Below are 24287 nucleotides of genomic sequence, written 5' to 3'. Positions count from 1 at the left end.
TTTCTAGGACGAGTATTCAGTGACATGGCAACTTGATTTAAATAATGCTGATCTGCCTGATTTAAATCAATCCCTTTAGGTAAATATTGCCTAATTAAACCATTCATATTTTCGCATGTGCCTTTTTGCCAAGGTGAATGTGGGTCACAGAAATATACATCTATGCCTAAATCTTCTTCGAGTATTTTATGTTCTGACATCTCGCGTCCACGGTCATAGGTCAACGTTTTACGCAGTTCTGCAGGTAAATATTTCAGAGCTTCAGTTAAAGCCTTGCGCACTGATTCTGCCTTTGCATCAGGTAATGTTGCCAAGATACAGAGCCGTGTATTTCGTTCAATAAGTGTTGCTATCGAACTTTTATTGTCTTTACCTTTAATTAAATCAGCTTCCCAATGACCCGGTATTTTTCTTTCTTGAACTTCGGCTGGGCGCTCATGAATAGTTTTAATATCCTGTAATATAGAATCTTTTTTAGGTTCACCGTTAGCTTTTCGCTTTTTATTTTCATGACGCAGACAGGATAATAAGTCTTTTTTCAACTCACCCTTGGGTAATGCTCGTATCGTTGAATAAATCGTTGTATGGCTTACATTCATTGTTTGATCCAAATCAGGAAATGTCTTTAAACGCTTTGCTATTTGCTGAGGAGACCATAAACAACGGATCGCTTCAACAATAAATTTCCAGAGGATTGAATCGATTTTGAGTTTTCTGTGACCACGTCTACGTCTAGCGAAGGTGTTATCAGAAGCATATCGAGCTTGATAAACGTCATTGATGCTATTTCTTTTAAGCTCACGATAGATCGTACTAGGATGTCTTTTAATGAGTTCAGCAAATTTTCTGGCTGAAAAGCCTTCTTTTCTTGACTCAAGCATTAATGCAGTACGATCTTCAAAGTTAAGATGATGGTATGACAATTTTATATACTCCATAAACCCTTTAAATTAATTAGGTGGTTTATGTCGCACTTCAAGTTTTACTCTGCCCTAGTTTGTTTCTTATTTGGCAGAGGGCTATGTGATTAACTCATATTAATCATTAAATAGATATTAATGCCATATCCAAAAACAAAATTCGATTTATCTTATTGTTTTTAAAAATCAAATAAAAAAGTCCGCATCTTGGGAAGCTACGGACTTGAAACTCAACTAAACAACAGCTAAACATTTTGCCGCTTAGTGAGAAAGCACTATCTTTTTAATCTAATTAAGTTCTATAGTCAGGTCAATAAGGATACTTAATTTTTATAAAAATTAGGTTGAGTTGTGATTTATCTCACATTTTATCTTCTAATAAGTTTAATCTGTTTTTCTTTACTCAATTACATTCCATTTCAAACACTTAAATTAAAATATTATTAAAGTAATGATTTAAAATAGAATAATGGTTAATTTTAGGAATAAGCTTGAAAGAAACAAAATCCTGATCTTGCCTTTTCTTCATTTCAAAATAATTTTGGCTTTGCCATTTCAACTCATCAAGTTCGAGTTCACCACAGAAAATTGAACATGGAGTAGTAATTCGTTTTGACTGATGAACAGGACTGTATTTTAAGATATCTTCGCTTGAAAGATTGAGAGCATGATTTAAATGTGTATTTTGTATAGGCTCAAGATCATAAATTCCACTTAACAAAACCATCTCAGATATGAGTGGATGGCCTAATGACAAAGCAGCCAGATGCGCCCCTGCCGAATGCCCAACCAAAACTACCTCATTAGTTTTCCAGTCTTGCTCTCGAATAAAATCGAGAGCTTGATTAACTTGAGAAGCAATATCTGAAATTTTGCTTTGTGGGGCCAGATCATATTCTAAAAGAATACACTGTGCACCCTTGGCTAGAACATACGGTACGATGAATGCAAAATCTGATTTATCACACCATTGCCAATATCCACCATGAATAAAAATAACAGTCTTTTTGGCTTGTTCTAATGGGAAAAAATCTAAAGTTGACCGTGAGTGCGTACCATATTGGATATCTGCAATATGGGTAAATTTTTGATAGCTCAACAAGCTTGTTCTTTTAAATTCTGCCAATATTTCATGTTCATTCGCTACGGTTCTAGAATTATCATATGGTCGCATAAGTCTCTCACTTCAACGATTCTTCATGAGCATTTAAAGCAAGCTTGGCTGATGAACGTTTTAAATAATAGAAAAATGTAAGAACAACAACTAATGGGACTCCAAACTGTAAAGTTGACTTGAATTCATTGGTAAACCACGTTGTGATCGTAATACTTAAAATTGCGATTAATCCTAAAAGGGAGATTAACTGACTCGCTGGAACCTTAAATTTTAACTGTTCTCCTTTTCGTGCCATATTCCTTCTAAAAAACATATGGGTAACAAAAATACTGCCCCAAGTGAACAACGCACCAAACATAGATAAAGCAATCATGATCGGGAAAGCAGAGCTCGGATTAATGGTATAAACAATACTCGCAATACCAATACCAACAGCTGACAATAACAACGCATTAATTGGTACGCCATTATGACTAATACGACCAAATAGTTTTGGTGCATCACCTGCTCGTGACAAGCTAAATAGCATACGTGTTGAGATATACAACATACTATTCATAGCTGATAAGGCCGCGACAATTACAATAAAATTTAAAATACTGTCCGCATATGGAATGCCTACAATTTTCATTACCATCACAAATGGGCTGGTCGCATCGGCTCCAATTAAAGTTGTCCATGGAACAAGTGCCACAATAAGAAATAAAGACAGTAAATAAAATAGGATTAAGCGAATTGCCGTACTTTTAAAAGCTTTCTTAACAGCTCTTTCTGGATCTTTAGCCTCACCTGCTGCAACAGCGATCATTTCAATACTTAAATAACTAAATATTGAAATGATTACTCCAATCCAGACTCCACTAAAACCATGAGGAAAAAAGCCCCCATGATCAGTTAGATTAGAGACAACCTGAGCTGTTCCTCCATGACTTTGAGTCAGAATGCCAATTGCTAAAAGAATAAATACAATAATTGCAAAGACTTTTATTGTCGAAAACCAATATTCAACCAACCCAAATGCTTTAACACTATATGCATTAACCACAAGCAAAGTCAGCGAGAAAAACGCAATCCAGACCCAAGAACCTACATGTGGAAACCATAATTTCATATAGTCAGCAACTGCTGTAATTTCTGTACCGACCGCTAATACAATACACGCCCAATAACAATAACGGACTAAAAACCCAGCAAGCGGACTTACATAATGCTCAGCATATGCCCCAAATGAGCCTGACGTAGGGTGCTGGACTGTCATCTCAGCCAAACAAGCCATAATAGCAAATGCGATTAAGCCTCCAATGGCATAACTCACAATGACGGCTGGGCCAGCAAAGCTAATTGCGAACTTGCTTCCCATGAACAGCCCTGTACCAATCGCTCCACCAATTGCAATCATTCCCATCTGTTTTGCGGATAATTTTTTATGTAAACCCGCTTCTCGATTTTGTATTTCATCAAAACTGCTCATAGGCCCTCCTAGCCATTCTTCTGCTATTAACCCTTAATGATCAGGTCACTTCACTGCGCACCAGATAACGCTCATTTTTCCATTCACTATTCAGCATAATTTGCTTAAGTTGTTGTACGGCATTCCAAATATCTTCAAATCCTAGATATAAAGGTGTAATTCCAAAACGTAATACTTCCGGCTCTCGATAATCCCCAATTACCCCACGCGCAATAAGCGCCTGAATAATTTCATAGCCAAACTCATGTCTGTAACTGACATGACTGCCACGATATTTATGGTTTAAAGGGGTAATGAGTTCAAAGCCAAACTGAGCACATTCTTGTTGAACAAGTTGAATAAACAAATCAGTTAATTTGAGTGATTTCTCGCGTATTTGTTGCATATCAGCTTGTAAGAAAATATCGATACCACATTCAATTAGGCTCATAGAAATGATGGGTTGAGTTCCGCACAAGTAACGGCGAATACTGTTAGCTGGTTCATAGTGCTGAGCCATATCAAAAGGTTTCTTGTGGCTCCACCAGCCTGAGAGAGGTTGCCAGAACTGATCACGATGCTTTCGATTTACCCATAACAACGCTGGAGAACCTGGGCCACCATTTAAATATTTATAAGTACAACCAATCGCAAAATCACTATTGCTCTGATTAAGATCCATAGGTACCGCACCAACCGAGTGACATAAATCCCAAATAATCAAAGCATCTTTAGCGTGAATTTGTTGATTAATAGATTCCATATCATAGAAATATCCAGTCCGATAATTCACATGAGAAAGAACAACAACCGCCACATCTTTTGCTAAAACACGAGATAAATCATCGGTGCCATCAATCAATTCAACTTGATAACCCTGATGAATCAAATCGATAAAGCCTTCAATAATATAAATATCGGTTGGAAAGGCATCTTTTTCTGCAACAATAATTTTACGTTCCGGAAATTTTTCAGCTTGAATTTTTACCACTGCTGATAAAACTTTGAATAAATTTAGGGTCGTTGAGTCTGAAATAACGACTTCACCTTTTTCAGCACCGATAAGCTGCGCGACTTTATCTCCGAGTCTAGTCGGTAGTCCCCACCAATCGGCTTTATTCCAACTATTAATAAGGTCCTCACCCCACTCTTTTGCAATAATATGCTGAGCAACCTCTAATGATTTTTTTGGTCTTGCGCCTAAAGAATTCCCGTCTAAATAAATGATATTTTCTGGCAGTGCAAATTCATCTTTAAACTTTTTGAGTTCATCTTCCTGATCCCAATAGCAGCATTGTTCGTGAGTAATCATTTGTTATTTCACCTATTTTCAACATTTCCTTTGTATTTGAATTTTATCACGCCAATTCTTTTGATTTATTCGATAATATTTGATTAAAATTTGCTATTTTCGTATAAAATTCGAATTAAAATTAAAAAACATGGATGAAATTCGAAAATGAATGTAGATGCAATTGATCTTAAAATTTTAAAATATTTACAAGATAATGCTCGGTTAAGTAACCAAGAACTGGCGGATCTCGTTAACCTTTCGGCTTCAGCTTGTCATCGGCGAGTTAAAATTTTAGAAAGCAATGGTGTAATTGAAAAATATCAAGCGAAAGTTAATTATGAAAAACTAGGTATAAAAATTGAGGCAATTGTCGAAATAAAGCTTGCCCAACTCACAGAAAATGATCACAACTTCTTTTTAAGTCAGATCAAAAATTTTGATGAAGTCATTAATGCATATATTATTACTGGCGAATCTAATTTTGTTTTACACGTTGCGACCAAAGATTTGAGTTCTTTTTCTCATTTCGTCATTAATACCTTAAATAAAATAAAAGGTGTAGTGAGCATCAATTCCAAGATCATTTTACAAAAGATTGTGCAAAAGCCACTTTAATCCCTTATTTTTATTAAAGAGACATCTCATGATCGAAACAAAACGTTTAATTTTAAGACAATGGAAAGAAAGTGATGTTGAGCCTTTCATAACAATGGGCTTGGATCAAGATGTTATGCAATTTTTCCCAACTCTATTAACACCCCAAGAAAGCCTTAATTTAATCCAAAAAATTTCATCTCTCATTAATGAAAATGGTTGGGGCTTCTGGGCAGTAGAATTAAAAGAAACCCATCAATTTATCGGGTTTATTGGTTTACATAGCCAACCTGAACAATTTGACTTTTCTCCTTGTGTGGAAATCGGGTGGCGACTTGCAAAAGAATTCTGGAAACAAGGTTATGCAACTGAAGGAGCAAAAGCGGCTTTAGACTATGGTTTTAATGTACTGAATTTAGATAAGATCGTTTCATTTACCGCTAACATAAATACACCCTCTCAAGCCGTCATGGAAAGACTTGGAATGCACAAAGTTAAAAACTTTGATCATCCCAAGGTTCCTCTCCATCACCAACTAAAAGCACATGTGTTATATGAAATTACAAGCTCTTCATTTATTTTTTGATTAAAGTCAAAATTTTAAATTATTAATAAAAATTTTCTTAATCATCGAAATCATAGCCAACAGATGTAGAGGACTCCCAATACTCATGGATTTTACTTGCGATATCATCTTTTCCCATTGTAGTGAGTACATAAAAGAGTTTAGCCTCTTTATTTTTTCTTAGTATTAATAGGTTGTAGTAATCATACTCAGGCCCATTAAGACCTAATGTTGGCTGTGATTCACAGTGCTTTTCTGCTTTGTAATGCCATTCAAGCTTATAAGTATCAAGGCCATCAGCAGCATTGATTACAATACCGTCATTGGCTCCGCCAATAAATCCAATTTTCATTGCTTTCTCTATATTCTTATTAGGGTTAATTTTAAATATATCTTTAAACAAGTATCCTTCAATTTATAAAATGTATGTCAATACGTATCCTATGTAAGCAAAATTAACCATAAATATAGATAGCCTTTTAAGATTTCTTAATTATAAACTTTGCCTGTCTATTTTTACTTCAAACACAGTAAAAGTTATCCACTAAAAAGCACTTATTATTGTTTCCTGTTTTGCAAAATTACACGCTATAATTTTCAAATCATTTATCCTCCCTACCCATCACATTAATCAAAACACCTTTTGAAAGAATTAATGGGTGGAGTTTTAAATTAATTTTATATCTCGAAGTTTCTTTAATTAATGATTTTAAAAAGGATATATGGTAGATGTGTCTTAAAAAATTTGCTTTAAATGATTTTGGAGATATTTAGATATGTCTAAAATCGTAATGTTTGATAAGAATGGTACTTTTAATAAGTAATTGATTTATTTTAACTAATTTACAAATACACATGTTGTAATAAAAATATGTACACAAGTTTGTACAAAAATAATAAGTTACAAAAATGATATTCAATTGACGAATACTTTACCGATTTCTTAGCTTAAGAAAAGAATTGTGATCTTGGGGATTGTTAGCCGTGTATTTAAAAATTGATAGGGTGACAAATAAGTTACCCTATCAATTTATTCAACCACACAATCAAATACTACAACCATCAATACCACAGCTTTGGCCTTCTGTGAACTTTAGTTCATTCTGCTTTTCTTCCCATACCTGCACTAATACATTTAAAAAAGTTTCTACAGACTGAGCACCACTAATTGAATATTTACCATTTACAATAAAAAGTGGCACTCCACTAGCGCCCATGGCATGTGCGCTGGCTTCATCTTTTAAAACTTCTTGTTTTAACGAATTATTACTAAAAGCACTATTAGCTTCTTCACGAGGAACTCCAACTTCATTAGCAAGCTCAACCAACACCTTATGATCAAAAATAGACTTACCTTCAGTTATGCTTGCCTTAAAAAACTTTTCTGTTAATAGTTCACCAACACCCTTCTGTTGCGCCAACTTTACAATGGCATGGGCATCTAAAGTATCGCCAAAAAGCATACTATTAAAGTTATAGATCAGACCTTCTAGCTCACCTGCACTTTTTACATGGCTCATCATCGCATCAGCCCCACTTTTCCCACCAAATTTTTTATACAATGCATCTTTAAAAGGCTGTGGTGTAAGGCCACTTGCTAGACGGTAACTGTGATATTGGATAGTTACCTGATTTTTATGTTCAAAGGCATCTAAACCTTTCTCAAATCTTTTTTTAGCAATCCAGCACCAAGGGCAAACAAAATCTGACCATATATCTACGGTAATTTGTGAAGGTAAAGTTTTCATAAATATCTCAGTAAATTCATTAGATGTTTAAAACACGAAGTTTTAATGCCTAGCATCAAAAAATCCACTAGGCACTCCACTGTTTATTGGCCGTTATAATGCGGATAATCTGTATAGCCTTTTGCCGGAGATCCACTTACGCCATAGTAAGTTGTGCGATCACTTTCTGCCAAAGGCCAGTTATTTTGCATCCGCTCGACTAAATCGGGATTAGCAATATAAGGGACACCAAAAGCAATTAAATCGACCTCACCTTTTTCTAATGCCGCCTCAGCACTTTGTTGATTAAAACCACCAGCTGCGATAATAGTTCCAGAAAAAGTTTCTCTGAATAAAGTTTTAAAATTTTGGGCTTCTAAAGGTGCTGTTTCATAAGTTGGTTGATAGTACAAATGCACATAGGCCAATTTACGTTTACCAAGAGCTGACGCAATATTTGCCCAAGTATCAACCTCTCCTTCATAAGGCGCCAAGTCATAAATACGACCAAAAGGAGAAACTCGCACAGCCACTTTGTCATGGCCAATTGCTTGGGAAATAGCATCAATAGTTTCTAGAAGAAAACGTTGGCGATTCTCAACAGTTCCGCCATATTGATCTGTTCGGTTATTTAACTCAGTACTGAGAAACTGGTCAAAGATGAATCCATTTGCAGCCATAATTTCAATGCCATCAAATCCTGCTTCAATTGCTAATTGTGCAGATTTAACAAAATCATGAGTAACACGTTTGATTTCTTCAGTTTCTAAAGCTCTAGGTTTACTTGGCGCAACCGGACCGGGTTCACCCGAATCAGTATATGCAAATACTGTAGTGTTGGTTGCTGGAATAACTCCAGAAGATACAGGTACTTGATTATCAGGTAAAACTGAAACATGCGACATTCTTCCCACATGCCAAAGCTGAGCAAAAATACGACCACCTTTTGCATGCACTGCTGCAGTAACTTTTTTCCATCCTTGCATTTGTTCATCATTATATAAACCAGGCGTATATAAATAACCACGCCCTTCTTCAGAAACAGGCAAGCCTTCAGTAATGATTAGACCTGCGGAAGCTCGCTGGGAGTAATAAAGCGCAGTAAGTTCATCTGCAACACCGTTCAATGTTCGCGTACGAGTCATAGGCGCCATTACTACTCGGTTTTTTAATTGAATATCCACCAAATTATGGGGAGTGAATAATTTATTCATCACAGACCTCTAGAGAGATTTACAGATAATTAAGAAATTTCTTTAACCACACTCATCAATCAATGAATGACTCAGGTAATGACCTGTTTGTGAAGTACAAGATTTGCACTCCCTCATTCCTATTGCACAAATGACAAGTTGATGCCACTATATCAACCAACTAGTAGGTAGGCAATAGTATTTTTAATTTAACCTGAATTTAATGTCGGTTAGCAATTGATTAAATACTATCCTTTAACTGAATTCTGAATCTGTAAATACAGAAAAGAGGAAGTTTTATAATGCGTAAATTACACACTTTAAATGAAGATACCTTTCATGAAATTGAATGGAAAGAAGGTTTAGCAGTAGTCCGTTTTTATGCTCCTTGGTGTCCACCGTGCCACAATAGCGAAAAATTATTTAATACTTTTGTGGAAAGTATTGAAGATAATGTAATTGTCGGAACAGTTAATGTTGATCAGGCACCTATTTTAACAACCCGTTATAATATATGGGGTTTACCATCTGTTTTAATGTTCAAAGATGGGCAATTAATCCATCGTATTGTTGGAGTAAAACCTATATCCGATTATCAAAAAGCTTTAGATGAACTCATAAAATCTGAATCAAACAATGATGAGAAAAACGAAGCAAAGAGTTCCATTGGTACTCTTTGTTTAACGAAATCTGAGATTAAAGCTGAATAATTTTCTAAACTATTTTCTGTTAGTACTTGACATTTAAAATTAGCCCATATAATCTACAAACCAACTAGTAGGTAGGCTACTTTTAATCGATATTAATGATTAGGTGATCTTATGAGTGAGCAACAATTTAAAGGCCAGAAACTTCTCGTCATTGGTGGCACTAGTGGCATTGGTTTAGAAACAGCAAAGAAAGTTGCTGAACAAGGTGGGACTGTAGTAATTGTTGGCAATCGCGCAGATAAAGCCGAGACAGCCCGTAAACAATTAGTTGCTAAAACAAGTGAAGAACAAGTTTTTGCACTGACTGCTGATTTAACAAATTTTGATAGTGTTCAAAAGTTAATTAGCAAATTGGATAGTGAACATAAAGACATTAACTTATTAGTTAATTCAGCAGGAATTTTTTATCCTAAAAGCTTCCTAGAGCATTCGCTAAGTGACTATAACAATTTCCTAGACCTGAACCGCGCATTTTTCTTTATTACTCAACAAGTTGCTTCATCAATGGTTGCACAAAATAAAGAAGGATCAATTGTAAATGTTTCTGCCGTTGCAGCTCGCCAAGCTATCGAAACTGTCACAGCATCTGCCTATTCAATGGCAAAAATGGGTTTAGAAGCTATGACTCGTCATGTGGCTGCAGAGCTAGCAGAACATGGAATTCGAGTAAATGCTGTTAGCCCTGGAATGGTGGAAACCCGTATTTTCGAAAGATTTATTCCTTCAGATCAATTAGATAATGCACTTCAAGATTTCAATAGTTTTCATCCCTTAGGAAGAAATGGTACCCCAAATGATGTAGCAGAAACTATCGTATTCCTTCTTTCCGAAAAAACATCTTGGGTAACTGGTGCTATTTGGGATGTTGATGGTGGTGTCATGGCATCAAGAAAACTAGGCAAATAATATTTAATAAATGATGAGGTTTCAAAAATGAACGGTGAATGGACTAACAGATTATCTGCATTAGTTAAAAATATTGGTAATTTTGCAAAAGCAAATAAACCCGTTGCCACTGCTTTTCACAACTTAGAAGTTGCGACGCGTGAAAATAAAGTACTCGACGCAAAAACTCACGAGTTAATTGCGTTGGCAGTAGCAGTTACTACGCGTTGTGATGGTTGTATATCAGCTCATGCGGGCGCAGCTAAAAAAGCAGGCGCTACAAAAGAAGAAGTTGCGGCAGCTTTAGGAACTGCTATCGCTTTAAATGCTGGTGCAGCCTATGTTTACTCAGCACGAACTTTAGATGCTTATGACGAAATGTAACTTCACTAGAGGTTACATAAACAAGCTTAGTAATGGGGAAATTATTCTCCATTCACCAAAATTTATATCTTAATTGGAGTTCTATAATGAACAATGTAGTGAATGAAATTGATCTAAATGCTTTTCAACAATTTGCAGATAGAGTAAGCCAGAATCCTACCACTTCAAAAGCTCGTTTTAACGTACAAACAAGATGGGCGGGTCAAACACGTTCTGTTTCCACTGTGAAATCTTATGAACTTTTTGGTAAGACTTATGAACGTAACTTCCATATAGCTGCTGATGAACCTCATGAAATTTTAGGAACAGATAGTGCACCTAACCCACAAGAATTATTGATGGCGGCACTTAATGCATGTCTTACAGTTGCTTATGTAGCTATTGCTGCTACTAAAGGTGTCAAGATTAATTCATTAGAAATTGATACTTCTGGAGAGCTGGATCTCAGAGGTTTCTTAGGCTTAGATGAAAAAATTAATCCTGGATATGATGAAGTCCAATACACTGTAGTTATTGATACAGATGGGACACAAGAACAATTGGATGAAATACATAGTGCTGTTCTTAAAACTTCACCAAATTTCGCCAATTTTTCACGATCAATTCAAATGAAACCGCAATTAGTGATTGCAAACAAATAATATGTGATGGGTGGCATACTCGTTAATCTGATGATTCATCTTTAACAACAATGCTATAGTATGCCGCCAAATCTCTCTAATCTGGGAACTACGAATATGACCATTGATACTCGCCAAAGTTTAATTAACTCAGCAGAGCTTATGTTGAGATCAAGAGGTTATGCTGCTTTTAGTTATGCTGATTTAGAGAAGATTGTTGGAATTAAAAAAGCCAGTATTCATCATTATTTTCCCAAAAAAGAAGATTTAGGAATTTTAATAGTCGAAACATATATTGAACAGACTATTCAAGATTTTGAAAAAATCGAACGTGATTTTCCTAATGCATTCGGACGCCTTTGTGCCTTTGCTTCCTTATTTAGAAGCTCAATGTCTGAAGGAATGTTACCGTTATGTGGAGCTCTTGCTGCTGAAATGGCTGTTTTACCAGAGAGCATGCAGGAGTTAACTCGAAAGTATTTTGAAATCCAATTATCTTGGATAGAAAAAATCATCCATTTAGGTGTAGAAAATGGAGAACTTGCCGAAGGTGATGCAAATCAGCAAGCCTTTCAATTATTGAGTTTAATGGAAGGAAGTAGTTTTGTAAGATGGGCAATGAATAAAGGGACAGAGCTTGATCCTAAGGTAATAGGAAAAATTGTTGGCGTGCTTTCTTAAGATTAGCTCAGATATTTAAATCTTTTTAATTCAAATATCTAATCTATTTCTAATAAAAGTAAATAAATATAGGAATGCTTTAAATAAAGCATTCCCTTTATATTCGTCCATATATAGCACCCGCTATGACTATCCCAACAAAATTAGTTTAATTTTTATGTCAGATGAAATATCCATCGGACAATCTCTAATTTTATGGTAGTACTTTAAATATTAGTCTACCTAAATGGGAGTGCCCCTATATGGTAGGTTACAACATTCAGAATAATAAAAAAATTTATGGCTTACATGCCACTACTATTATTAGTTTGGCTCAATTATTGGCCACATCATTGTGGTTTAGTGCAAATAGTGCAGCAATAGATTTAATGCAACAATGGCAAATAACAGTTGCAGATATTGGTTGGATTACCAACGCTGTTCAAGCAGGATTTATCATTGGAACTTTTGTATTTGCTTATACAGAAATAGCAGACCGCTTTAAAGCCAGCCATATTTTTGTTTGTTCAGCACTATTAGGCGCCTTTTTTAATTTCTGCTTTGCATCGTTCGCCCATGGACTTATGGACGCCCTTATTTACCGTTTTCTCGTGGGATTATGTCTCGCAGGAATCTATCCAATCGGAATGAAACTTATCGTTCTATGGGCACCTCATCAGGCTGGGCAAGCACTAGCGAAATTAGTTGCTATGCTGACATTAGGTACAGCTCTTCCCTATTTTATTAATAGTTTACCCATTCATTTTGCATGGCAAACAGTCATGATTTGTTCTTCAAGTCTTGCATTGATTGCAGCCTTGTTAGTTTACCAATTAGGAGACCCAATCGCACCTCCAAAACCACGAAATATAGTGTCATCAGATGGCGCTTTTCAGGTTTTCAAAATTCGAAAATTTCGTGCAGCTGCTATAGGTTATTTTGGTCACATGTGGGAATTATATGCCTTTTGGACGATTATTCCTTTATTTATTGCAAAATCAGGTATTCCAGAAAAATTGGGATACAACAACATTTCGCTCCTTACTTTTTTTGTAATGGCATGTGGAGCAATTGGTTGCTTAGTTGGCGGATATCTTTCTAAATATGTAGGAAATAGATATGTTGCTATAGGATCTTTATCTCTCTCAGGTTTTAGTTGCTTGGTATTTGCCTTAGGCTGGCGTTTTTTACCCGCGTGGTTCTTATTAGCTTTATTTGCGATATGGGGAGCATCTGTTATTTCAGACTCACCGCAATTCTCAGCGCTTTCCACCCAATCTTGTCCATCCGAAAAAGTTGGTGCGGCATTAGCTATTCAAAATTCAATTGGTTTTACACTGACTATCATATCTATTGCATTGACAACCTATGCCTTTGAAATAATTGGCTTGGATTCAGCATGGATATTATTGATTGGCCCCATTCTAGGTGTTGCTGGATTCTACTATTCAGCAAATAAAGGAGTTATCCATGTCTAAACATTACGATTATATTGCAATTGGTGGAGGCAGTGGCGGTATAGCCTCTGTAAATCGAGCAGCCATGTATGGAAAAAAATGTGCATTAATTGAAGCGGGAGATATTGGTGGCACATGCGTTAATGTTGGCTGTGTTCCTAAAAAAGTGATGTGGTACGCTGCTCATATTGCTGACGCAATTCGTCAATATGCGCCATCATATGGTTTTACTACGGAAGTAAAATCATTTGATTGGCAGAAACTCATTAAAAATAGACAGGCATATATCGAAAGAATTCATACCTCTTATAACAATGTACTCAGTAAAAATAATGTTGATGTCATACACGGGTTTGCAAAATTTATTGATAAAAACACAATTGAAGTAAACGGAGATTTATTAACAGCTGATCACATTCTCATAGCTACTGGTACAGAAGCGAGTTGGCCTGCAATTGAAGGTGCTGAACATGGTATCGACTCAAATGGCTTTTTTGATTTAGAAGTATTACCAAAACGTACAGCTATTGTGGGTTCAGGATATATTGCAGTAGAAATAGCTGGTGTCCTTAAATCATTAGGTTCAGATGTCCAGCTTTTTATTCGACGCGAAAAACTCCTACGTAATCTAGATCAGTTCTTAGGAGAAGCATTATTAGAAATTATGCAGAGTGAGAATATTAAAATTCATAAAAATGCTGAAATCAGTAAAGTAACAAAATTAGAAGACAGTTCTATCATGTTGCATTTAAAAGATGGAACTCAACAAGTTGTAGATTGTCTTATTTGGGCTGTTGGAAGGAAACCCAATACCAAAGCTCTCCAACTTGAATTAACAAATGTAAAATTGGATGAACAAGGGTTTATCAAAGTTGATAAGTTCCAAAATACAACACGCGCTGGTATTTATGCAGTTGGAGATATTACTGGAAAGGTTGAATTAACACCTGTTGCAGTTGCTGCCGGACGTAGGCTCTCAGAACGGTTATTTAATAACAAGCCTAATGAATGCTTAGATTACAACAATATCCCCACTGTAGTATTTAGTCACCCGCCTATTGGAACAGTTGGATTAACCGAAGAACAGGCGATTGAAGAATTTGGCAAAGATATGGTTAAAGTATACAAATCTTCATTTACAGCAATGTATGACGCCGTGGCACAACATAAACAACTCACTAAAATGAAGCTTATATGTGCTGGTGTAGAGGAAAAAATTGTTGGTATCCATGGGATTGGTCTGAATATGGATGAAATTCTACAAGGCTTTGCAGTCGCTCTAAAGATGGGGGCAACTAAAAAGGACTTTGATAATACCGTTGCTATTCACCCTACATCATCTGAAGAATTCGTGACAATGCGTTGATTATTGTAATGCCAGAGATAATCATTGAAGTAGAGCATTTATTAAAAGAAGACTGATTTTTAATTCAATAAAAAGCCCTATTTATAGGGCTTTTTTTAAATCGCTTTTACGCAAATAGAGACATTTACATTGCTATTAATTGTATATGCAGTACAACCACATAGAAGAAAGCTAAGTAATAGTAACTTCATTAGGCTTCCAAAACCCTAGTAGCTGTTACACCTTTTAATTGTGGCAATGTATAACGCTTACTTGCTGGTTGAGGAGTACGTCCATACCAACGGAACTCTTGGAAATCTGAATCACTATATAGCGCGTAACACACTTTATTTGATTGGTTACCACCAAGACAAACAAGTTTTCCAGTGGTCTTATCACGTCCTACGACAAAACAAACATGGCCTCCACCTTTACGGGTTTTAATAGCAACACAACCATAAGCAGGTTTTGTTAGTTTTGCGCCGTAATTCACGTAATCCAATGCTCGGTACCAATGCTTAGGATAAGCAATTCCTGCTGCTTTCAAGCAATGAGCAACAAAAGTTCCACACCACGCAGTTTCATCATCCGCCCACCAAGCTTTAAGCTCTTTTAACCATTTCAGAATAGTTGGATTGTGCTGTTTACCTGGTATTTCTTGAAGACCAATATGTTTTTTTGCTTCAGCTATCCAAGCTAACTCATCAAGCTTTGTCGGTGTAGGAATATTCATTAAAGTGTTGATTCCTACTAACTGGCCCGATAATTGAGGCCCATTAATACGCGGCTGAGAAATTTTCTTTCCGATCCATGACAGACCCAGCATTAAAGTACCAGTCACAAACGCATGATATTTTTCAGGGATAACTTGATAATCTACCCCCCATTGTAATGCTGGTAGCAGAATAAGCATGATGAATGCACCTACTGCGGGCAACTTGACTGAAAGGTACTTCCAAGCACTATTTTCAATGAACTTCATTCATCTTTCCTCTCTTGTTGATTCATTTGCTCATTTAAAAGAGCCTTGATACGCAGTTCGCTTTCTTGTTCACGTAATTTGCTCACTTTTTCACGAAGTGCACTTTCCTTACGTTCCCGACGATCACGTCTCCACTGAAAAACAAAGCTGATGAATAGGCCTGCAATAGCAACAATTGCACCTGTATAGCTCAACCAATTGAAAGATGCTAAAGAACCAATAGCACTAGCAATGCCACTCAAAAAAGTTGTTTTATTGGCAAAGCTAGTCAGTGTGATTTCAAGTGTCTGATGCTCAGACATGGCCTATTCCCCAGATTTCATTTGTAGCTATTTTTGCAAGTGTTATTGTTCTAAATGGAGTATGGTTCCAAATACAAAGCACGAAAAAAAGCCTGAATAATTCAGGCTTTTTAAATATTAATTTTTTATCGACTTCTACTAGCTAAAGCATTAAGACCTTTAATGACTTCCTGACCCAACTTTATAAAAGCGTTGTGACGTTCAATGTCATTTTCTAGATTCTTCTTACGGGTTTCCCATGCAGATGAATTGAAATAAGTACTTTCAAAACTTAAAGGCATTTTCAACGCATCTGATAAAGGCATTGGACAGTTTTCAGAAATACTACTTGCTGACTCAAGCAAAAGATCGGTCCAACTCTTTGATGATTCCTGTAAAGACGGAAGCGGTGCGAAATCGTGCAGGCGCGTCATCTGCACCTCTTTCAACTAATATACCGTGATTATCAACACTTAACCGTAGATGAGTAAACAATTCATTGTTTAAATTATTAAAATCCTGATAACACAAATCAAAATCACTAGCTGGCATTTTCTTAATAAAATCTAGCCGCTGCTTAAATTGTTCTTCAAATAATTGAGGATTTGTTCTATCGGGTAATAAAGCTAAGTGCTCATGATTAGAATAACTCAACTGAAATGACATCATGCAGGCAATCCATTCAGCGACATTCTTGCAATTTGCCTCTAAGAACTCCGCTTCCATTCCAACGAGCTGTCTAACCGTAACTCCATTTTGAGTAATTTCAGTTTTCCAATTATTTTCTGATTGAAGGAAAACTTTAGACCAGTCTGTATTCACTTCCAACATGGTATTACTTTGTTTTTCAAGATACTTAAGCAGAAGCAGATAACGTTCCTGAATTGTTAAAAGTAAAGGGTCCCCACTGTCTAAAGCTGACTTAAGAAAAGCTGTAAGTCTTTTTTCATTAAAATTTGGTGCAATGATTGAAATTTTAAGACACTGTTCAAAACTCAGCTCTTGCATTAGAAAGGTATTTTCACCAACTGGCACAGGATCAAATGTAATCATTAGTTGCCTCCATATAATGAGTAAATGTCTTTTGAGTCCCATGCAGTTCGACTCATTAAACTAATATTGACTGCTAAACTTAACCGGTTACCTTTTTCATCAATTGGTGCAACTATTGGTGCTGAAACACTTTCAATAATAAAAGGTTTATAAGTTTTGCCATGTGTAGTAAGAGATACAAAAGGTGGGATAACCCCTGAAAACAAACCTTCTAAGGTTGTATTTGAATCATTAACGACATTTTGCAGCGTAGAATCAGAGGATAATGATACTGGTAAACTCCAAGCCTCTAATTGCATAATCTTGTCTTCAACTTCGGATCTCGCATCACTTAATGCCAAGAAAAAAATTGATAAATTAAGGCGTACTGAAGATGTTGATAGGAATACTTGAGTTGTATTCACTTTGGTTAAATTTGTTCGCCCTTCAACGCTCTTAAGCGCATTTTCAGCCCTTGCTAAAGGTCCTGATGCCATATCACTTAATGCTGACATGAATGGCGAGTTCTCTCCTAGCGTTGCAGCAGCTTGTAGCATTTGACCAGTTTGAAGATTAGCCATGAGCATAGGCATTTTTAATTCTGGATTACTGTTTTCAAAAGGTGTTTGCCATTGGCTCTCAATACTTTTGTCTCCTTCAGTAAGCAAAGCTCTAATTACTGGTGATGCAATTGCATTACCATCTTTATCACATAGAGAAAACTCAGCGTATTTGTGCTTTGAAATAGAACCGTAGAAAGGATCTGATTCAGTACTTGGCAACTTAGTTTTTGCTGTATTTACAGCTGGTGCATAAGCTAAAGCTTTGGACATATTTAAGTACTAACTCATAAAATTAAAGTTATTATCAATTAAAAAATAAGAACAATTATTAGGTTTGTTCCAGCATAACAAACAACTAAAAAAATATTAGAAACAATAATTTCTTATTTTTATATAAAGTTGATTATGAGTAATTTTTTAGTATTATGGAATTGAGAATATTTATTTAAGCTATTGTTTGAGAATTAAAAAATGTTAGATTTATTCACACCTATTGTTGAAACCGAAAAACAGCATAAAATTTTTAAATTGTTATTAAATGAAGCAATGTATGCTGAAAGGAATGTGATATTAGATTGGGCAAATGGATTTGTTGATAGAGATAATAAATTTGTAAAAGAATTCCAAACTACTTTTGAGTCTTCTTTTTGGGAATTATATCTAAATAAAATTCTGAAATCTGAAAATATTGATATAGACTATAAACATCATGCGCCTGACTTTGTATGTAACAAAAATAATTCAGCATTTTGTATTGAAGCGACAATTGCCAATCCAGAACAAGATGGGTTGCCAGCATATGGTTTTGGCGGTGAATATTTAGATTTTGAAATTGACTTTAAAGAGTTCAATCGAAAATCAATTATTAGAATAGCTAATTCGATTGTATCTAAGGCTCAAAAATTTAAAAAATCATATAAAAATTTATCTCATGTTATTGGCAAACCATTTATTTTAGGTCTTAATTCTTTTGATCGTCCTCATTCCCACTTTATAGGTCATCGAGGTTTAATTGCTGTTCTCTATGGAATTTATCTTAATGAGGAAAAGGCCATTTCCGATAAACTCAACTACTTACCAAGAGAAAGAATGGATTTTATTGAGAAAGATAATGGAGCAGAAATTCCTCTAGGTTTTTTTACGACTTCAGAGTATGAAGATATTAGTGCTGTAATTTATAACCCTTATGCAACTTGGGGGAAAGTTCGAGCATTAGCTGAAGTAACTGAAGCAAATAAAACTACTTTCTTTAACGCACTTTACACTAGGGATGACGTAAGTGAGAGTACATTAATTCCTGATATCCACCAAGGAATTCCTAAAGAAGAATATACAGAATCAATCTTTGATGGTTTATATATTTTTCATAATCCTCATGCTAAATACCCTTTCCCTGATTTTTTATTTAATGATCCTCATATTGCTCATTTTAGTTTAGATAATAGCGGTAATCTGCTTGAAAGCGTTGGAGAAAATTTTTTACTTTCAAGAAGTTTAATTAGTTCATATGCAAGTTCTATGATTCCCAAGTAAAGAAAAATTCAAAGACATAATATTTATAAATTTAATTTTTCTAAATCCAGTACACCATAAAAATACGCTCATCATGAGCGTATTTTTAATACTTATATTAAGCTGCTAAATTAATACTGTTCACTTGCTCAAACTCATCAATCTTTTTAATGATTTCAGCAGATTTGTTATATGGCATAACTACTTCATTGAACTCATTAACTTCTGAGCCCCAGAATTTCAGCATGATATTCTTGATCTGAGGTTTATCAATGCCGTCCCCATTGAAAACATACTTGCTACGTTCAGTTCTAACATAAAGTTCATACTTAGCAAGCTTCTCATCAATGCGTAGTTTTCTAGGTGGCATTGCGATTTCACGGATTTCTGAAAAGAGGTCTTCTACACTTATAAGATGTGTAAAGTCTAATTCTCGTGTAATTGGTACATCATTAGTTCCGGCATGTTTTTCGATAATGATGATTCGAGTTGAAACGGCGGTACCAGCATTTTTAAAGGTAAATTGAGGCAACCAGATTTCAGCTGTAAGAACTGCACCAGGTGTGCTTTCAATAAACACATCAACTTTTGAATCCATCGAACCACGTGGTACTAATGCCACAATACGACCACCTTCATAAAGATGACCAAAAGCTTTTTTAATATGTTGAATTGCCAACGTTCCTGCATGCCCAAAAGGTGGATTCATCACAATCGCATGGTACTTATTTAAAGTCTCTAAAGACTCGAAAGTATCAACAATTACTTTTGCACCAGTATTTGCCATTTGAGCACGACTAGCTAAAGATTCAGTCGGTTCAATCATTGTTAGTTCTACATCTTGCGGAACAAATCGACCAATAGCTCCATCACCAGCGCTTGGCTCAAGCACAGAATCACCTGTGTGCACCCCAGCCCATTCAATCATTTTGAATCCAAGTGGTTCAGGCGTTGCATACCACTCTTTACCTTCGCGGTTATCACGACTTTCAGAACGTTTGCCTTTGGCATAGTAAAATGTTAGTGCTTGATCAAATGGGGTTAACTTAGCAATACGGGCATTTTCTTCATCATATGCTTTACCACCAATACCATCATTTAGACTTGGCTCTTCATATTTAGCATCTTCATAAGCCTGAATTAACGCTTCTTTGATACTTACTACAGCATCGGCACCTTTTGCAAAGTTATCTACTGTTTCTGCACGTCCAGCAATCGTGTCTGCAAATGCAGCCCGTTCCCATGCAGTACCAGTAGTTAAGTATCTCTGAATAGCATTCGATGCTTGTCCAGTTCGATAGATACGACCTTCTGTCTGTCTTAACTTGGCTGGCTTTGTTGGTTGCCCAATATTAATTAAAACTCGTTGATGTTTACCAGTTGTATCATGCAAGCTAATTCCTGTTGAGCCCGCATCTGACTGCAGAATAAGAATATCGTGCCCGCTACCATCTGTATTAAATAACCCTACATTAGATTCACGTTGTTGCTTTGAAATGCGGCCATTAAATAATAGAGCATTTGGAAATGCTTTCTTTAAAGTCTCAACTGGTGAATCGTAGTCAAGATTGAGATTCACTAGATCTGGGCGAGTTTCCTTGAATGAATTATATTCAAGCTCAATATCATCCCTTAAATGGCTCTCATATTTTTCGATATCAAGCTGACTAATTAAGAAAGGTGCAAAACCTCCACCTTCATTATAATCATGGAAAATAACTACTTTACGGCCTAATGCTAAGTGCTTTTTCACCATATCAACACAAGCTTCAGCTTTAATGGCTTCTAACAAACGGCGTCTTGCTAAATAATCGAATCGCTTTGCAATAATTTCGTATATGTTTTTAAAACGATTTCCAGTGAATAAACGATCATATTCTTGCATCGATGCATGACGTCCCCAGCCTGTTGTTGGCTTTCCAGTCTGAGCAGCCCATTCTTCAAAAGTTCGTGTTTTATGACCTTCGATTTCTTTATAACCATTACGAAGATAAGTTAAACCTTCATCAATAAGTTCACCAACACGAGAGCCAATTAGAATAAATTTACGATCATAGTCAAAATTAACTTCTAAATCGCGTCCAGACATGGCACCAGTGTTTTTAAGATTTTCGGCAAACTGTCTTTCAAGTACACCCGTATCCACCTTTGACTCTGGTCGGGTCAACTTACCATATCGTTTTCGATATCCAAGATTTCCCATATAAAAGTGCTCTCGAGCCTTACTAAAGCCTTCTGCTAAATTACCTTGGTCATCAATAGATACAGAAGGTGACTTATAATCAAATAAATAGCCCTCCGCCCAATCAAGTGAAAAGTGATAACTAAATGGCGTAGCAGATAAGAAAACAACTTTGCACTTACTTTTCTGGTGTTTCCAGTTCAGATTCCAGATTTTTCTTTGTTCATTTCTAAGGACCTGCATTTTGTTATAAGCAGTTAGGTATTGCTCAGTTTCTTTGCCATTTTCATCAAGTTCTTCAGTAGGCATCTGATCTGCAAATTTATTATCAAACCATTCATTAAAACCTCGCAAATGACCTGTTAATGCTCGTAGCTTGTTTAAGGCTGCAGTTGATTTACCATCAGATGATTGTGAAAGAGTATGGGCTTCATCAATTAAAATAAGATCCCAATGTTTATGAACCAAACTTATATTTTGACCAAAATTAGCAAAGGTAGTTACTACAACAGAGTGCTCATCTCCGCCGTTATCTTTAATACTTTTTAATTTGTAAGCCTTGATATGCAAAGGGCTTGAGCTTTTTACAAAGTCATTCGCGATTTTATCGTTTAGGGTAACAATCAAAATATTCTTAAGACCAGCATTAATAAAACGCTTTGCAACACCCAACCCAGTAAAGGTTTTGCCTGTACCTGTGCCATTTGTAAAAAGAATACCCTTCTTATTTTCCTCGATTAAGTGCTTTTCCGTTTTAAAAACATCCCCACGCTGTGCAGGTTGTAGATATGGCAAAGCTTCATCAATATTGGAAGCATCACTCCAAACAGTTTCAACATTATCTGCTTTTAATTGAGCTTCCAGCTTTTCATCTATGGCAGCTCTAACTGATTTAGCAGATTGTACAATTGATCGATCTCTTGCTCGTTTAAGAGATGATCTCTTACCAGATAGTTCACCGCTTCCGCTGCTGTTAATCCGGTTAGTACTGGTTCCACTATCTCCATCTGAAGATTCATTTCTTGGATTTCGGCCGCCAAGTAAACTTGCATCATCACTTTTTGATAAGCCAGTACTACTGTTTCGGAGTTCCCCAGTTTCTCCATCATTTCTGATTGCTTCTGCAGTCTCGAGTTCATCTTTTCCTGATCCATTTGCAGGAACAATTGGTCCTCTGGATCTGAAACGAAATTCGCCAACTGATTCCACATCTGAATTGGTATTTGATACATAGGAGAATAACCCTTTTACTAGTTGCTGATCTTCGGAGAGAAGTGAGTCTGGAATAGATTTAAGATGTTTTGAGCGTACTAGAATTTCACCCTGAGAATAAAAGGCATAAGGGTCATATTCTTTAGCTTTTGTTAATTTGATGCCTTTTAGACCAATAACCTGTAGCGTTTTATTCTTTTTAGTTGTGTATGGCTTCAGCTCTTTTTCACATGCAAAAAGGGAGACAATAATCTCCAGCTGCTCAATAACATTGCTCGAACCGTGGGACTGTTCTAAATTTTGTGTAAGTACTTAATTTTCATTTATCCTTCAGAGGATAATTACAAAAGGTACTTCACATGGATGAAGCAACAATCAAAAGTATGGCTGCCGAATTGGCTAAAGGTCTAAAAACACCAGAAGACTTAAACCAAATGACAGCAGTCTTTAAAAAATTCATGATTGAAACTGCACTCAATACTGAACTTTCAGACCATCTCGGTTATGAAAAGCATCAGCCCAAGAAAGGCTCAAATAGCCGTAATGGGTTTAGTTCTAAAACCATTACAACTCAAGATGGACAACTGGCTTTAGATATTCCCCGTGATCGAGAAGGTTCATTTGAGCCACAAATTATCAAAAAGCACCAAACACGCATCACCAGTATGGATGACCAAATCCTCTCACTGTATGCAAAAGGAATGACTAATAGGGAAATTGTAGCCTTCTTCAAAGAAATGTACGATGCCGATGTGTCAGCATCTCTCATCAGCAAAGTTACCGATGCTGTGATTGAGCAAGTGACTGAGTGGCAAAATAGAGCCTTAGATAGCCTTTATCCTGTTGTCTATCTTGACTGTATTGTTGTCAAAGTCCGTCAGCACTCCAATGTGATTAACAAGTCCGTATACCTTGCTTTAGGCATCAATATGGATGGGCAAAAAGAATTACTGGGTATGTGGATTGCTCAGACAGAAGGTGCCAAATTCTGGCTGTCAGTCATGACAGAGCTAAAAAATCGAGGAGTACAGGACATTCTTGTTGCCTGTGTAGATGGATTAAAAGGCTTCCCTGACGCGATAGCCTCTGTTTACCCTCATACTGATATTCAACTGTGTATCGTGCATGTTGTACGCAATAGCCTGAGATTTGTAAGCTGGAAAGACTACAAAGCTGTTACGTCGGGTCTGAAAGCGATTTATCAGGCAAGTACAGAGGAAAATGCTTTAAAATCCCTAGACATCTTCTGTGATCAATGGAATCACCAGTATCCCAAAATTGGAGAATCCTGGCGGGCCAATTGGGAAAATATCCGAACGATCTTTAGCTATCCAGCCGAAATACGTCATGCAATTTATACAACAAATGCGATTGAGTCGTTGAATAGCGTAATACGCCATTCAACGAAGAAAAGGAAAATCTTTTCATCTGATGACTCAGTAAAGAAGGTCATTTACTTAGCAACATCAAATGCTGCGAAGAAATGGACGATGCCAATTCAAAATTGGCGTTTAGCAATGAATTGGTTTACGATTCAGTTCGATGATCGATTAAAAGATCATTTATAAAAAATGGAACTTACACAAAATAATTTACAGGCTC

At 36.1% G+C, this 24287-nt stretch carries 23 protein-coding genes and 1 pseudogene; 11 read left to right on the top strand and 13 right to left on the bottom strand.

All coding sequences use genetic code 11. The features are described from left to right. The 4 genes from MKL51_RS04230 to kynU all read right to left on the bottom strand — a co-directional run. Nucleotides 1-938, bottom strand: a 938-nt coding sequence (locus MKL51_RS04230; protein ID WP_079396101.1) for an IS30-like element ISAba125 family transposase, incomplete at its 3' end; no start/stop codon positions are given. A 409-nt stretch (nt 939-1347) separates the two neighbouring features. Further along, nucleotides 1348-2094 (bottom strand): alpha/beta hydrolase, encoded by a 747-nt coding sequence (locus MKL51_RS04225; RefSeq protein ID WP_032006909.1) that lies wholly within the window; start codon nt 2092-2094, stop codon nt 1348-1350. 7 nt (nt 2095-2101) lie between these two features. Next, the gene (locus MKL51_RS04220) at nt 2102-3508 is read right to left on the bottom strand and encodes an amino acid permease (protein ID WP_032052605.1); all 1407 of its coding nucleotides are present in this window, start codon (nt 3506-3508) and stop codon (nt 2102-2104) included. A 40-nt stretch (nt 3509-3548) separates the two neighbouring features. Beyond that, on the bottom strand, nt 3549-4799 hold the full coding sequence (gene kynU, locus MKL51_RS04215; RefSeq protein ID WP_270904181.1) for a kynureninase: 1251 nt from the start codon (nt 4797-4799) through the stop codon (nt 3549-3551). Nucleotides 4800-4946: 147 nt separating this feature from the next. Here kynU and gigD point away from each other — a divergent pair, with 147 nt between their 5' ends. Then, complete coding sequence (gene gigD, locus MKL51_RS04210; RefSeq protein ID WP_270904180.1) at nt 4947-5396, top strand: Lrp/AsnC family transcriptional regulator GigD; 450 nt, start codon at nt 4947-4949, stop codon at nt 5394-5396. A gap of 28 nt (nt 5397-5424) precedes the next feature. Next, a complete protein-coding gene (locus MKL51_RS04205) occupies nt 5425-5961 on the top strand; it encodes a GNAT family N-acetyltransferase (RefSeq protein ID WP_032006906.1) in 537 nt (178 codons plus the stop codon). Between the two features lie 37 nt (nt 5962-5998). On the opposite strand, the gene MKL51_RS04200 is transcribed toward MKL51_RS04205, so the two are convergent. From MKL51_RS04200 to MKL51_RS04190, 3 genes are all read right to left on the bottom strand, one after another. Beyond that, entirely contained in the window at nt 5999-6292 is a 294-nt protein-coding gene (locus MKL51_RS04200) for a hypothetical protein (protein WP_005073911.1), read from the bottom strand. Nucleotides 6293-6986: 694 nt separating this feature from the next. Beyond that, the gene (locus MKL51_RS04195; RefSeq protein ID WP_057073739.1) at nt 6987-7688 is read right to left on the bottom strand and encodes a DsbA family oxidoreductase; all 702 of its coding nucleotides are present in this window, start codon (nt 7686-7688) and stop codon (nt 6987-6989) included. A gap of 83 nt (nt 7689-7771) precedes the next feature. Next, nucleotides 7772-8881: an alkene reductase gene (locus MKL51_RS04190; RefSeq protein ID WP_057073740.1), complete on the bottom strand. Its 1110-nt coding sequence runs from the start codon at nt 8879-8881 to the stop codon at nt 7772-7774. A gap of 281 nt (nt 8882-9162) precedes the next feature. Between MKL51_RS04190 and MKL51_RS04185 the strand changes: the two genes are divergently transcribed. The 7 genes from MKL51_RS04185 to gorA all read left to right on the top strand — a co-directional run bounded on the left by MKL51_RS04185 (nt 9163) and on the right by gorA (nt 14942). Then, the gene (locus tag MKL51_RS04185; protein WP_055415330.1) at nt 9163-9570 is read left to right on the top strand and encodes a thioredoxin family protein; all 408 of its coding nucleotides are present in this window, start codon (nt 9163-9165) and stop codon (nt 9568-9570) included. Between the two features lie 111 nt (nt 9571-9681). Beyond that, entirely contained in the window at nt 9682-10476 is a 795-nt protein-coding gene (locus MKL51_RS04180) for an SDR family NAD(P)-dependent oxidoreductase (RefSeq protein ID WP_057073741.1), read from the top strand. Nucleotides 10477-10503: 27 nt separating this feature from the next. Then, nucleotides 10504-10839: a carboxymuconolactone decarboxylase family protein gene (locus tag MKL51_RS04175; RefSeq protein ID WP_013197542.1), complete on the top strand. Its 336-nt coding sequence runs from the start codon at nt 10504-10506 to the stop codon at nt 10837-10839. A gap of 86 nt (nt 10840-10925) precedes the next feature. Next, entirely contained in the window at nt 10926-11480 is a 555-nt protein-coding gene (locus MKL51_RS04170) for an OsmC family protein (protein WP_013197541.1), read from the top strand. Nucleotides 11481-11576: 96 nt separating this feature from the next. Next, the gene (locus MKL51_RS04165; protein ID WP_013197540.1) at nt 11577-12140 is read left to right on the top strand and encodes a TetR/AcrR family transcriptional regulator; all 564 of its coding nucleotides are present in this window, start codon (nt 11577-11579) and stop codon (nt 12138-12140) included. A gap of 242 nt (nt 12141-12382) precedes the next feature. Continuing rightward, the gene (locus MKL51_RS04160) at nt 12383-13597 is read left to right on the top strand and encodes an MFS transporter (RefSeq protein ID WP_057073742.1); all 1215 of its coding nucleotides are present in this window, start codon (nt 12383-12385) and stop codon (nt 13595-13597) included. Beyond that, the gene (gene gorA / locus MKL51_RS04155; protein WP_057073743.1) at nt 13590-14942 is read left to right on the top strand and encodes a glutathione-disulfide reductase; all 1353 of its coding nucleotides are present in this window, start codon (nt 13590-13592) and stop codon (nt 14940-14942) included. The genes MKL51_RS04160 and gorA overlap by 8 nt, the downstream gene beginning before the upstream one ends. Before the next feature lie 190 nt (nt 14943-15132). Here gorA and MKL51_RS04150 read toward each other — a convergent pair whose 3' ends face one another. From MKL51_RS04150 to MKL51_RS04130, 5 genes are all read right to left on the bottom strand, one after another. Beyond that, nucleotides 15133-15903 (bottom strand): NlpC/P60 family protein, encoded by a 771-nt coding sequence (locus MKL51_RS04150; protein WP_057073744.1) that lies wholly within the window; start codon nt 15901-15903, stop codon nt 15133-15135. Then, nucleotides 15900-16205: a holin gene (locus tag MKL51_RS04145; RefSeq protein WP_057073745.1), complete on the bottom strand. Its 306-nt coding sequence runs from the start codon at nt 16203-16205 to the stop codon at nt 15900-15902. Before MKL51_RS04145 ends, MKL51_RS04150 begins: the two co-directional genes overlap by 4 nt. Before the next feature lie 125 nt (nt 16206-16330). Next, nucleotides 16331-16549, bottom strand: a complete 219-nt coding sequence (locus tag MKL51_RS04140) for a hypothetical protein (RefSeq protein ID WP_057073746.1) — start codon at nt 16547-16549, stop codon at nt 16331-16333. After that, complete coding sequence (locus tag MKL51_RS04135; protein WP_057073747.1) at nt 16542-17237, bottom strand: hypothetical protein; 696 nt, start codon at nt 17235-17237, stop codon at nt 16542-16544. Before MKL51_RS04135 ends, MKL51_RS04140 begins: the two co-directional genes overlap by 8 nt. After that, nucleotides 17237-18049 (bottom strand): hypothetical protein, encoded by an 813-nt coding sequence (locus MKL51_RS04130; RefSeq protein ID WP_057073748.1) that lies wholly within the window; start codon nt 18047-18049, stop codon nt 17237-17239. Before MKL51_RS04130 ends, MKL51_RS04135 begins: the two co-directional genes overlap by 1 nt. A 201-nt stretch (nt 18050-18250) precedes the next feature. Here MKL51_RS04130 and MKL51_RS04125 point away from each other — a divergent pair, with 201 nt between their 5' ends. Continuing rightward, entirely contained in the window at nt 18251-19312 is a 1062-nt protein-coding gene (locus MKL51_RS04125) for a hypothetical protein (RefSeq protein ID WP_057073749.1), read from the top strand. Nucleotides 19313-19409: 97 nt separating this feature from the next. Here MKL51_RS04125 and MKL51_RS04120 read toward each other — a convergent pair. Next, a pseudogene (locus MKL51_RS04120) lies at nt 19410-22973 on the bottom strand (DEAD/DEAH box helicase family protein); the annotation flags it as partial. A 71-nt stretch (nt 22974-23044) separates the two neighbouring features. Here MKL51_RS04120 and MKL51_RS04115 point away from each other — a divergent pair. Further along, nucleotides 23045-24253 (top strand): IS256-like element ISAba26 family transposase, encoded by a 1209-nt coding sequence (locus MKL51_RS04115; protein ID WP_000343018.1) that lies wholly within the window; start codon nt 23045-23047, stop codon nt 24251-24253. Nucleotides 24254-24287 lie beyond the last annotated feature (34 nt).

This window comes from Acinetobacter sp. AOR18_HL (assembly GCF_027855145.1).
GTDB lineage: Bacteria > Pseudomonadota > Gammaproteobacteria > Pseudomonadales > Moraxellaceae > Acinetobacter > Acinetobacter pittii.
The sequence above is the reverse complement of the archived record's forward strand: the minus strand, read 5'-3'. Positions and strand labels throughout refer to the sequence as shown.